Source organism: Pseudomonas sp. S09G 359 (assembly GCF_002843605.1).
Taxonomy (GTDB): domain Bacteria; phylum Pseudomonadota; class Gammaproteobacteria; order Pseudomonadales; family Pseudomonadaceae; genus Aquipseudomonas.
The window spans coordinates 4,195,783-4,208,112 of record NZ_CP025263.1 but is presented as its reverse complement, the minus strand read 5'-3'; the positions used below and the strand labels follow the sequence as shown (position 1 = coordinate 4,208,112).

Sequence of the window (12,330 nt, the reverse complement as noted above, 5' to 3'; positions counted from 1 at the left end):
GCTCTTACCGGGCCGAAGCGAGTTGAGAGAAGGCGGTGCCGAACCACTGCTGCACGCCATGCATCGTTGCGGCAGAAGTGTCCAGGAACGGTTGCGGGTACACGCCGATGTAGATCAGCAATACCGCAAGGCCGAGCACCATGATCAGTTCGCGAGCATCCATCCCTTGCAGGACGGTGTCGGACTTGGCCGGGCCGAAGTAGGCGCGGTGGATCATGATCAGCGAGTAGACCGAACCGAACACCAGGCCGGAAGTAGCAATGGCGCTGATCCACGGGGTTTGCACGAAGGCACCCATCAGGATCAGGAACTCGCCGATAAAGTTACCGGTACCCGGCAAGCCCAGGGACGCGGCGGCGAAGAACAGGCTGATCGCCGGCAGGTACGCAATGCGCGACCACACGCCACCCATTTCACGCATATCACGGGTGTGCAGGCGCTCGTACAGCTGACCACTGAGGATAAACAGCGCAGCGGCCGACACACCGTGAGCCAACATCTGGATGACCGCGCCTTGCAACGCCAGCTGGCTGCCGGAGTAGATGCCGATCAGTACGAAACCCATGTGGGAAACGGACGAGAAGGCAATCAGACGCTTGATGTCGGTTTGTGCGAATGCCAGGAATGCACCGTAGAAAATCCCGATCAGACCCAGGGTCATGGCAATCGGCGCAAACTCGGCCGAGGCATTCGGGAACAGCGGCAGGGCGAAACGCAGCAGGCCATACGCCGCAGTCTTCAAGAGGATACCGGCCAGGTCCACGGAACCGGCAGTCGGCGCCTGGGCGTGAGCGTCAGGCAACCAGGAGTGGAACGGCACCACCGGCAGCTTCACCGCGAAGGCGATGAAGAAGCCGAGCATCAGGATGTACTCGGTGGTCAGCGACATCTTGGTTTTCAACAGGTCGGCGTAGTTGAAGGTAATCACGCCTGTGCTGTTGAAGTTGACCAGTACCAGACCCAGGATCGCCACCAACATGATCAGGCCGGAAGCCTGGGTGAAGATGAAGAACTTGGTCGCCGCGTAGATCCGGGTTTTCTTGCCGTCCGAAGAACTGTGACCCCAGAGCGCGATGAGGAAGTACATCGGCACCAGCATCATTTCCCAGAAGAAGAAGAACATGAACAGGTCGAGGGCGAGGAACACGCCGACTACGCCGCCCAGGATCCACATCAGGTTCAGGTGGAAGAAGCCCACGTGACGCTGGATCTCTTTCCAGGAGCAGAGTACCGAGAGGATACCCAGCAGGCCGGTCAACAGGATCATCAACAGCGACAGGCCGTCGAGGGCCAGGTGCACGTTGATGCCGAAGCGCTGGATCCACACGTGCTTGAACTCAAGCGCGAAGGTTGGATCGACACCCGGTGCCGGAGCGAATGAATAGTCACCGTGGGCCCACAGCCAGAGGCCGAGCGCGAGTTCCAGGGACATGGTCAGCAACGCAATCCAGCGGGGGAGGGTGGCGCCGAAGCGTTCACCCATCCAGCAGAGCAGGCCGCCGATAAAGGGGATCAGGATTAGCCAGGGCAGAATCATGACGGGCTCGTTTCCTTTCGCAAGTTCGCAAAGTTCATAGTCATACCGCCACCACCACGATGGCGCCGATCACCAGCACGGCACCGAGGGCCATGGAAGCTGCATACCAACGCAGTTGGCCAGTCTCGCTGCGGCTCAGGGCGGTGTGACCGGCCTTGGCGGCACGCGGGATCAAACCGATGGTCTGGTCGAGCGGGTCTTTACGTAGTACATGGCTGATGGCGAGGTACGGCTTGACGAACAGTTTGTCGTAGATCCAGTCGAAGCCCCAGGCGGCGAACCACCAGGCCGACAGGAAGCGGCCGATGCCACTGTTGGCAACTGCCGTGACGAAGCGACGCTTGCCGAGGAACAGCAGCGCGGCCAGCAGGATACCGGCCAGGGCGATGGCACCCGAGGCGATTTCCAGGCTGTGCTTGGCGGCGCCACCGGCATGGCCGGCGCTTTCCGGCAGTACACCGGCCAGTGGCGGGGTGATCATGGCGCCGATGAAGGTCGACAGGATGATCAGCACCGACAATGGCAGCCAGTGGGAGATGCCATGGCCTGCGTGTGCTTCGGTCTTGGCTTCACCGTGGAAGGTGATGAAGATCAGGCGGAAGGTGTACAGCGAGGTCATGAACGCACCGACCAGGCCGGCGTAGAGCAGGCCCTGGTTACCGCTGGCAAAGGCTTCCCAGAGGATTTCGTCCTTCGAGTAGAAACCGGCGGTCACCAGCGGCAGGGCGGCCAGGGCGGCACCACCGACGATGAAGCTGGCGTAGGCCAGCGGCAGTTTCTTCCACAGGCCGCCCATCTTGAAGATGTTCTGCTCGTGGTGGCAGGCAACGATCACCGCACCGGAGGCAAGGAACAGCAGGGCCTTGAAGAAGGCGTGGGTCATCAGGTGGAAGATCGCCGCGTCCCAGGCACCCACGCCCAGGGCCAGGAACATGTAGCCGATCTGGCTCATGGTCGAGTAGGCGAGGATACGCTTGATGTCGGTCTGCACCAGCGCGGCGAAGCCGGCCAGTACCAGGGTCACGCCGCCGACCAGGCCCACCAGGTGCAGGATTTCCGGCGCCAGGGTGAACAGGCCGTGGGTACGGGCGATCAGGTAGACACCGGCGGTTACCATGGTTGCCGCGTGAATCAGTGCGGAAACCGGGGTAGGGCCGGCCATTGCGTCCGCCAGCCAGGTTTGCAGCGGCAGTTGCGCGGATTTACCCACGGCGCCGCCCAGCAGCATCAGGGTCGCCAGGGTGATCCAGAAGTCGCCGACCTGGAATTTCTGCGGTGCCAGCACCAGCAGTTCCTGGATATTCAGCGTGCCCACCTGTTGGAACAGGATGAACAGGCCGATGGCCATGAACACGTCGCCGATCCGGGTAACGATAAAGGCCTTGAGTGCCGCGTTACCGTTATTGCGGTTGCTATAGTAGAAACCGATCAGCAGGTACGAGCACAGGCCCACGCCTTCCCAGCCGAAGTACAGGAACAACAGGTTATCGCCCAGCACCAGGAACAGCATGCTGGCGATAAACAGGTTGGTGTACGAGAAGAAGCGCGAGTAGCCCGCTTCACCGCGCATGTACCAGGACGCGAACAGGTGGATCAGGAAGCCTACACCCACCACCACGCCCAGCATGGTGATCGACAGGCCGTCGACGTAGAGGGCGAAGTTGGGCTTGAAGCCCTCCACCGACATCCACTGCCACAGCACCAGGGTGTAGTGGCCGCCTTCCGGAGGCGCCACGTTGAATTGCCAGATGACGTAGGCGGCAACGATGGCCGACAGGCCAATGGAGCCCACACCGATCAGCGCCGAGAGGTTTTCCGACCAGCGCCCGCGAGAGAACGACAGCAGCAGGAAACCGATCAGGGGAAATACGAAAGTCAGAAAGATCATGTTCATCCGCGCATCTCACTGGCAGCGTCGATATCAAGCGTGTGGAAGCGACGGTACAGCTGCAGCAGGATCGCCAGGCCAATACTGGCCTCGGCGGCTGCCAGGCTGATCACCAGGATGAACATGACTTGTCCATCCGGCTGGCCCCAACGTGCGCCCGCTACGATGAACGCCAGTGCGGCAGCGTTCATCATGATTTCCAGGCTCATCAACACGAACAGAATGTTACGGCGAACCATCAGGCCGACCAGGCCAAGGCAGAACAGGATGCCGGCGACCGCCAGACCATGCTCCAAAGGGATAGCAGGCATCGTCATTGCTCCTTGGCTTCGTTGCGGCCCAAGTGGAAGGCAGTGATGGCTGCAGCGAGCAGCAGCATCGAAGCCAGTTCGACCACCAGCAGGTACGGGCCGAACAGGCTGATGCCCACGGCTTTGGCGTCTACGGTGGTGTGGCCGATGGCCTGGCCGCTCTGGTGAGCGAACAGCACATACAGCAGTTCACCCAGCAGCAGGGCTGCGAGGACAACCGGGCCGAGCCAGATGCCGGGCTTGAGCCAGACGCGTTCCTGGGCGACCGAAGCCGGCCCGAGGTTGAGCATCATCACCACAAACACGAACAGCACCATGATGGCGCCGGCGTAGGCGATCACTTCCAGTACACCGGCGAACGGTGCGCCGAGTGCGAAGAAGGTCATGGCCACGGCGATCAGCGAAATGATCAGGTAGAGCAGGGCGTGCACGGGGTTGGTGTTGGTGATCACGCGAAGCGTGGACACCACTGCAATACCCGACGCGAAATAGAAAGCGAATTCCATCTTTCTTCCTTAAGGCAGCAAGCTCTTCACGTTGATCGGCTCGGCTTCGTTTTGTGCGGCGCCTTTCGGCTTACCGGCAACGGCCATACCTGCAACACGATAGAAGTTGTAATCAGGGTTTTTACCGGGACCAGAGATCAGCAGATCTTCTTTCTCGTACACCAGGTCCTGACGTTTGAACTCGGCCATCTCGAAATCCGGTGTGAGCTGGATTGCGGTGGTCGGGCAAGCTTCCTCGCAGAGGCCACAGAAAATGCAGCGCGAGAAGTTGATGCGGAAGAAGTCCGGGTACCAGCGACCGTCTTCGGTTTCAGCTTTCTGCAGGGAGATGCAACCCACCGGGCACGCCACAGCGCACAGGTTGCAGGCTACGCAACGCTCTTCGCCATCGGGGTCGCGGGTCAGCACGATGCGGCCGCGATAGCGCGGCGGCAGGTACACCGCTTCTTCCGGGTATTGCAAGGTGTCGCGTTTGCGGAAGCCGTGACCGAACACCATCACCAGGCTTCGCAACTGGGTACCGGTACCCTTAACGATGTCGCCAATATATTTGAACATGGGTCAAATCCTCACTGAACCGCGCCCGCTGGCGTGTTCAACAACACAACGGCAGCAGTCACCAGCAAATTGATCAGGGTCAGCGGCAGGCAGAAACGCCAGCTGAAATCCATCACCTGGTCGTATCGTGGACGCGGAATGGAAGCGCGCAGCAGGATAAACAACATGATGAAGAACGCGGTCTTCAGGAAGAACCAGAAGAACGCCAACTGCGGCAGGATGCCGAATGGACCGTGCCAGCCGCCGAAGAACAGCGTGACCAGCAGGGCCGAGATCAAGATGATGCCGATGTACTCACCGACGAAGAACATGCCCCATTTCATGCCGGCGTATTCGATGTGGTAACCGTCGGCCAGTTCCTGTTCCGCTTCCGGCTGGTCGAAGGGGTGACGGTGAGTCACGGCCACGCCAGCGATGAAGAAGGTACAGAAGCCAAAGAACTGCGGAATGATGAACCACAGGTTCTGCGCCTGGTACTCAACGATGTCGCGCATGTTGAACGAGCCGACCTGCACCACGATGCCCATCAGCGCGAGGCCCATGAACACTTCGTAGGACACGGTCTGGGCCGAAGCCCGCAAGCTGCCGAGCAGGGCGAACTTGTTGTTACTCGACCAACCGGCGAACAGCACCGCATACACCGACAGGCCGGCCATGGCGAAGAAGAACAGCAAGCCGATGTTCAGGTCCGCCACGCCCCAGGTCGGGGTGATCGGGATGATCGCGAAGGCGATCAGCAAGGCGCTCATGGCCACGACCGGTGCCAGGGTGAAGATCACCTTGTCGGCAAACGGCGGGGTCCAGTCTTCCTTGAAGAACATTTTCAGCATGTCGGCAGCGATCTGGAACATACCAAACGGGCCAACGCGGTTCGGACCGTAACGGTCTTGCCACCAGCCCAGCAGGCGACGTTCGACGAAGCTGAGCAGGGCGCCCGCGACGACCACGGCCAACAGGATCACGATGGCCTTGACCACCGAGATGATCACGTCGATCACTTCAGGAGTGAACCAAGTCATTGCGCTGCCTCCTGCAGACCGTCAACGGTTTTGCCAAAGATCGCAGGCGGAATGCCGGCAAGGCCTTTGGGCAGTGCAACCAGGCCAGCACCCAACTCATCGTTGATGCGCAGCGGCAGGCGCAGGGTCTGGCCGGCCACGTTGAGGCTGAGCAGGGCACCGTCGTTGACGCCCAGGCGGTCGGCTTCTGACTTGGCCACGGACACGTAGGCTTCGGGAATGCGGCTTTGCACCGGCGCGGCCTTGGAAGAGTTTTCTTCGCTGCCGAACAGGTGGAAGAACGGCACAACCTGCCAGGTACCCTGGGCCGGGTTGAACGGACGCGGTACGGCAGCGAACCAGTTCAGCGAATCACCGGTGCTTTCGATCAGGCGCGTGCCCGGGTCGCCAGCACGGATGTGACCACCGACTTCGTCCTGGAACTTGTTCCAGGCCTGTGGCGAGTTCCAGCCCGGTGACCAGGCGAACGGCACCTGCTGACGCGGTTCAACCGAACCCGAGTAACCTTCCATGGAGAAGGCAAACGCGGTGTCGTTGTCTTGCGGAGTACGCGGTTCGTGCACGCTGATGTCGGCGCGCATGGCGGTACGACCGGAGTAGCGCAGCGGTTCACGGGCCAGTTTCATGCCCTTGATACGGAACGCGGCGGACGGTGCAGCGTCGACGATGCGTGCCAGCTGCGGCGCGCTTGCGGCGGTGGCGGCGGTCACGTGGTCGAGCTGGGTCCAGTCGATCGGCTGGTTCAGCAGGGTAGCGCGCAGGGCATGCAGCCAGCGCCAGCCTTCGTGAACCAGGATGCTGGCGTCCATGTACTTCGGATCGAACACCTGGAAGAAGCGCTGGGCGCGGCCTTCCTGGCTGACCAGGGTACCGTCGCCTTCGGCGAAGCTCGCGGCCGGCAGCACCAACTGGGCACGGTCGCTGGTGGCGGTCTTCTGGTGGTCGGCGACGATCAGCACTTTGGCGGCGTTCAGCGCAGCGTCAACCTTGGCGGCATCGGTGCGGGTGTACAGGTCGTTTTCCAGCACCACGATGGCGTCGGCGTTGCCGTCGATCACCGCTTGCAGGCCAGCGTCCAGGGACTCGCCACCGAGCATGGCCAGGCCGAGGCTGTTGGCTTCCGGCACAACCAGGCTGATGGAGCCATTCTTGTCGCGCAGCTTCAAGGCCTTGGCGATGTTGGCAGCCGCTTCGATCAGCGCCTTGGAACCCAGCGAGGTACCGGCAATGATCAACGGGCGCTTGGCAGCCAGCAGGGCGTCGGCGATGCGCTGGGCCAGTTCCACGGCTTCAGCGTCCAGGCCTTCAACGGCAGGCGCGCTGGCGTCGAGGGCGTGGGCCACGGCGAAACCGATGCGGGCCAGGTCGTCGGGCGCAGCGTGCACGCATTCTTCGGCGATGTCGTCGAGCTTGGTTTCAGCGATGCTTGCGATAAACAGCGGGTTCAGCGCGTGCTGGCCGATGTTTTTCACCGCGGCGTCGAGCCACGGCTGTACGCGCATGGCGTCGGCCATTTCTTCGGCCTTGCCCTTGACCGACTGGCGCAGGGACAGGGCCACGCGGGCAGCGGTTTGGGTCAGGTCTTCACCGAGCACGAAGATCGCATCGTGGTCTTCGATGTCGCGCATGTTTGGTACCGGCAGCGGGCTGTCGTTCAGCACTTGCAGGACCAGGCGGATGCGCTCCAGCTCACCGGCTTCGATACCGCAGTAGAAGTGCTCGGCGCCGACCAGCTCGCGCAATGCGAAGTTGCTTTCGAGGCTGGCGCGCGGCGAACCGATACCGACGATATTGCGCCCGCGCAGCAGGTCGGCGGCTTTATCCAGCGCCTCATCCAGGCTCAGCTTGGCGCCATCGGCCAGCAACGGCTGGCGTGGGCGGTCCTTGCGGTTGACGTAGCCATAGCCGAAACGGCCACGGTCGCACAGGAAGTACTGGTTTACCGAACCGTTGAAGCGGTTTTCGATACGACGCAGTTCACCGTAGCGCTCGCCCGGGGAGATGTTGCAACCGCTCGAGCAGCCATGGCAGATGCTCGGGGCGAATTGCATGTCCCACTTACGGTTGTAGCGCTCGGAGTGAGTCTTGTCGGTGAACACACCGGTCGGGCAGACCTCGGTGAGGTTGCCGGAGAACTCGCTTTCGAGCACGCCATCTTCAACGCGACCGAAGTACACGTTGTCGTGGGCGCCGAACACGCCGAGGTCGGTGCCGCCGGCGTAGTCCTTATAGAAGCGTACGCAGCGATAACAGGCGATGCAGCGGTTCATTTCGTGGGAAATGAACGGGCCGAGGTCCTGGTTCTGGTGGGTACGCTTGGTGAAGCGATAACGGCGCTCGTTGTGGCCGGTCATCACCGTCATGTCTTGCAAGTGGCAGTGACCGCCTTCCTCACAGACCGGGCAGTCGTGGGGGTGGTTGGTCATCAGCCATTCGACGACACTGGCGCGGAACGCCTTGGATTCTTCATCTTCGATGGAGATCCAGGTGTTGTCGGTGGCTGGGGTCATGCACGACATGACGATACGACCACGGGTGTCGTTCTCGTCGGTGTATTGCTTGACCGCACACTGGCGACAGGCACCGACGCTACCAAGCGCGGGGTGCCAGCAGAAATACGGGATGTCGAGGCCTAGTGACAGACATGCCTGTAACAGGTTGTCCGCCCCATCGACTTCGAGCGCTTTGCCGTCTACGTGGATAGTGGCCATGGTTCAAAGTTCTTCGTTGGCCCGTTGTCAGCGGGCGTGGCTAATGGAATCTTGTTATTCATGGGCATCAACACAGCCTTTACGGCGTCAGCCCATGAGCAGTTGAAGGGCACGGACCCTTCACCTGTTTAAGCGTTACGCGCCGACTACGATCGGCCTTGCCAGAGGCGGGACGGCGGCGCTGGTAGGCGCGATGCCGGCTTCGAACTCCGAGCGGAAGTATTTGATGGCACTGCCCAATGGCTCCACGGCGCCCGGTGCGTGAGCACAGAAGGTCTTGCCTGGGCCGAGGAAGCCGACCAGGCCCAGCAGGGTTTCGATATCACCCTCGCGGCCTTCGCCGTTTTCCAACGCCATCAGCAGCTTCACGCTCCACGGCAAACCGTCGCGGCACGGGGTGCAGAAACCGCACGATTCACGGGCAAAGAACTGCTCCATGTTGCGCAGCAACGAGACCATGTTCACGGTGTTGTCCACCGCCATCGCCAGGCCGGTACCCATCCGGGTGCCCACCTTGCCGATGCCGCCGGCATACATCTGTGCGTCGAGGTGCTCGGGCAGCAGGAAGCCGGTACCGGCGCCGCCTGGCTGCCAGGCTTTCAAGGTGTAGCCGTCGCGCATGCCGCCGGCGTAGTCCTCGAACAGCTCGCGCGCGGTCACGCCGAATGGCAGCTCCCACAGGCCAGGGTTCTTGACCTTGCCGGAGAAGCCCATGAGCTTGGTGCCCATGTCTTCGCTGCCTTCACGGGCCAACGATTTGTACCAGTCCACGCCGTCGGCGATGATCGCCGGCACGTTGCACAGGGTTTCGACGTTGTTCACGCAGGTCGGCTTGCCCCACACGCCCACGGCGGCAGGGAAGGGCGGCTTGGAGCGCGGGTTGGCGCGGCGGCCTTCGAGGGAGTTGATCAGCGCGGTTTCTTCACCGCAGATGTAACGCCCGGCGCCGGTGTGCACGAACAGTTCGAAATCAAAACCGGAACCGAGGATGTTCTTGCCCAGCAGGCCAGCAGCCTTGGCTTCTGCCACGGCACGGTTGAGGTGCTTGGCGGCGGTGGTGTATTCGCCACGCAGGAAGATGTAGCCACGGTAGGTTTTCAGCGCGCGGGCGCTGATCAGCATGCCTTCGATCAGCAGATGGGGCAGTTGCTCCATCAGCATGCGGTCTTTCCAGGTGTTCGGCTCCATTTCATCCGCGTTGCACAGCAGGTAGCGGATGTTGATGGATTCGTCCTTGGGCATCAGGCCCCACTTCACACCCGTGGGGAAGCCTGCACCGCCGCGGCCTTTGAGGCCGGCGTCTTTGACGGTCTGGACGATATCGTCCTGGGCCATCTCGGCGAAGGCTTTGCGTGCCGCCGCGTAACCGTTCTTGGCCTGGTACTCGTCGAGCCATACCGGCTCGGCATCGTCACGCAGGCGCCAGGTCAACGGGTGGGTCTCGGGCGAACGCTTGATCAGGTTGGCCGGGCCGAAAGATGTAAGGGTCATGGGTAGCCCTCGAGCAATTGGGTGACGCCAGCGGGCTGCACGTCACCGAATGTGTCGTCGTCGATCATCAACGCCGGCGCCTTGTCGCAGTTGCCCAGGCAGCACACCGGCAGCAGCGTGAAGCGGCCGTCCGGGGTGGTCTGGCCGAGGCCGATGCCCAGCTTGTTCTGGATCTCGCTGACCACGGATTCGTGGCCACCGATGTAGCAGACCATGCTGTCGCACACGCGAATGATGTGGCGGCCCACCGGCTGGCGGAAGATCTGGCTGTAGAACGTGGCCACGCCTTCAACGTCGCTGGCAGGGATGCCGAGGATCTCGCCGATGGCGTAGAGGGCGCCGTCCGGCACCCAGCCACGTTCCTTCTGAACGATCTTCAAGGCTTCGATCGACGCCGCGCGCGGGTCTTCGTAGTGATGCAGCTCGTGCTCGATGGCCGAGCGCTCGGTTTCACTGAGGGTGAAACGGTCTGTCTGGATAAGCGTGCTGTTCATGCTTAGCGGTCCACGTCGGCCATAACGAAATCGATACTACCCAGGTACGCAATCAAGTCCGCGACCATCTCGCCTTTGATCACCGAAGGGATCTGCTGCAAGTGCGGGAAGCTTGGGGTGCGAATCCGGGTGCGGTAGCTCATGGTGCCGCCATCGCTCGTCAGGTAATAACTGTTGATACCCTTGGTCGCTTCGATCATCTGGAAGGATTCGTTGGCCGGCATGACCGGGCCCCACGAAACCTGCAGGAAGTGCGTGATCAGGGTTTCGATGTGCTGCAGCGTGCGTTCTTTCGGCGGCGGCGTGGTCAGCGGGTGGTCCGCCTTGTACGGGCCGGCCGGCATGTTGCGCATGCACTGCTCGATGATCTTCAGGCTCTGGCGCATTTCTTCGACGCGCACGATGCAACGGTCGTAGGCATCGCCATTGGCCGCCAGCGGCACTTCGAACTCGAAGTTCTCGTAGCCGGAGTACGGGCGGGCTTTACGCAGGTCGAAGTCGCAACCGGTGGAACGCAGGCCGGCACCGGTGACGCCCCATTCCAGGGCCTCTTTGGTGTTGTACTGGGCAACGCCGATGGTCCGACCCTTGAGGATGCTGTTGTCCAGCGCGGCTTTCTGGTACTCGTCCAGACGCTTGGGCATCCAGTCGATGAATTCCTTGACCAGGCGCTCCCAGCCGTTCGGCAGGTCGTGCGCCACGCCGCCGATGCGATACCAGGCCGGGTGCAAGCGGAAACCGGTGATGGCTTCGATGACCTTGTAGGCGCGCTGACGGTCGGTGAAGGTAAAGAACACCGGGGTCATGGCGCCCACGTCCTGGATATAGGTACCCAGGAACAGCAGGTGGCTGGTGATCCGGAAGAATTCGGCCATCATGATGCGGATGGTGTCGACGCGGTCCGGTACCTTGATGCCGGCCAGCTTCTCGACCGAGAGCACGTACGGCAGGTTGTTCATCACGCCGCCGAGGTAGTCGATACGGTCGGTGTACGGGATGAAGCTGTGCCAGGACTGACGCTCGGCCATTTTTTCGGCACCACGGTGGTGGTAGCCGATGTCCGGTACGCAGTCGACGATTTCTTCGCCGTCCAGCTGCAGGATGATGCGGAAAGCACCGTGGGCCGAAGGGTGGTTCGGGCCCAGGTTGAGGAACATGTAGTCCTCGTTGGTGCCGGAACGCTTCATGCCCCAGTCTTCCGGACGGAAGCGTGCGGCCTCTTCTTCAAGCTGCTGCTTGGCGAGGTTGAGGCTGAACGGGTCGAATTCGGTGGCGCGGGCAGGGAAGTCCTTGCGCAGCGGGTGACCTTCCCAGGTCGGCGGCATCATGATGCGCGTCAGGTGCGGGTGGCCCGGGAAGTCGATCCCGAACATGTCCCAGACTTCACGCTCGTACCAGCTGGCGTTCGGCCAGATACCGGTTACGGTCGGGACGCTCAAGTCGCTCTCCGAGAGGGCGACCTTGATCATCACGTCGCTGTTACGTTCCAGCGACATCAGGTGGTAGAACACGGTGAAATCGGCACCGCTCGGCAGCCCCTGACGCTTGGTGCGCAGACGCTCGTCCACGCCATGCAGGTCATAGAGCATGACGTACGGCTTGGGCAGGTTACGCAGGAAAGTCAGGACTTCGACGAGCTTGGCGCGCGCCACCCACAGCACCGGCATGCCGGTGCGTGTGGCCTGGGCGGTGAAGGCGTCAGGGCCAAAACGGTTATTGAGTTCGACGACCACATCCTGGTCGTCTGCCTTATAAGGCGGGATGTACAGAGCGCTGCCTGTAGTCATGGTTTTTTATCGCTTTCGGTCAACGTAA

The 12,330-nt window shown here is 61.7% G+C and carries 10 protein-coding genes; all 10 read right to left on the bottom strand.

Going from position 1 to position 12,330, the window contains the following annotated elements:
• Positions 1 to 4: 4 nt before the first annotated feature.
• The gene (gene nuoM, locus CXQ82_RS19070; RefSeq protein ID WP_003232072.1) at positions 5 to 1,537 is read right to left on the bottom strand and encodes an NADH-quinone oxidoreductase subunit M; all 1,533 of its coding nucleotides are present in this window, start codon (positions 1,535 to 1,537) and stop codon (positions 5 to 7) included.
• Positions 1,538 to 1,577: 40 nt separating this feature from the next.
• Positions 1,578 to 3,431 (bottom strand): NADH-quinone oxidoreductase subunit L, encoded by a 1,854-nt coding sequence (gene nuoL / locus CXQ82_RS19065; RefSeq protein WP_101271735.1) that lies wholly within the window; start codon positions 3,429 to 3,431, stop codon positions 1,578 to 1,580.
• Positions 3,428 to 3,736: an NADH-quinone oxidoreductase subunit NuoK gene (nuoK, locus tag CXQ82_RS19060; RefSeq protein WP_003174727.1), complete on the bottom strand. Its 309-nt coding sequence runs from the start codon at positions 3,734 to 3,736 to the stop codon at positions 3,428 to 3,430. The genes nuoL and nuoK overlap by 4 nt, the downstream gene beginning before the upstream one ends.
• Positions 3,737 to 3,738: 2 nt before the next feature.
• Entirely contained in the window at positions 3,739 to 4,242 is a 504-nt protein-coding gene (nuoJ, locus tag CXQ82_RS19055; RefSeq protein WP_057721781.1) for an NADH-quinone oxidoreductase subunit J, read from the bottom strand.
• Between the two features lie 9 nt (positions 4,243 to 4,251).
• Positions 4,252 to 4,800: an NADH-quinone oxidoreductase subunit NuoI gene (gene nuoI / locus CXQ82_RS19050; protein ID WP_003174725.1), complete on the bottom strand. Its 549-nt coding sequence runs from the start codon at positions 4,798 to 4,800 to the stop codon at positions 4,252 to 4,254.
• 11 nt (positions 4,801 to 4,811) lie between these two features.
• The gene (gene nuoH, locus CXQ82_RS19045; protein ID WP_017137518.1) at positions 4,812 to 5,819 is read right to left on the bottom strand and encodes an NADH-quinone oxidoreductase subunit NuoH; all 1,008 of its coding nucleotides are present in this window, start codon (positions 5,817 to 5,819) and stop codon (positions 4,812 to 4,814) included.
• The gene (nuoG, locus tag CXQ82_RS19040; protein WP_101271733.1) at positions 5,816 to 8,530 is read right to left on the bottom strand and encodes an NADH-quinone oxidoreductase subunit NuoG; all 2,715 of its coding nucleotides are present in this window, start codon (positions 8,528 to 8,530) and stop codon (positions 5,816 to 5,818) included. Before nuoG ends, nuoH begins: the two co-directional genes overlap by 4 nt.
• A gap of 135 nt (positions 8,531 to 8,665) precedes the next feature.
• On the bottom strand, positions 8,666 to 10,021 hold the full coding sequence (gene nuoF, locus CXQ82_RS19035) for an NADH-quinone oxidoreductase subunit NuoF (protein WP_101271731.1): 1,356 nt from the start codon (positions 10,019 to 10,021) through the stop codon (positions 8,666 to 8,668).
• A complete protein-coding gene (nuoE, locus tag CXQ82_RS19030) occupies positions 10,018 to 10,515 on the bottom strand; it encodes an NADH-quinone oxidoreductase subunit NuoE (protein WP_003174721.1) in 498 nt (165 codons plus the stop codon). Before nuoE ends, nuoF begins: the two co-directional genes overlap by 4 nt.
• Positions 10,516 to 10,517: 2 nt before the next feature.
• Entirely contained in the window at positions 10,518 to 12,302 is a 1,785-nt protein-coding gene (gene nuoC / locus CXQ82_RS19025; RefSeq protein ID WP_101271729.1) for an NADH-quinone oxidoreductase subunit C/D, read from the bottom strand.
• Positions 12,303 to 12,330 lie beyond the last annotated feature (28 nt).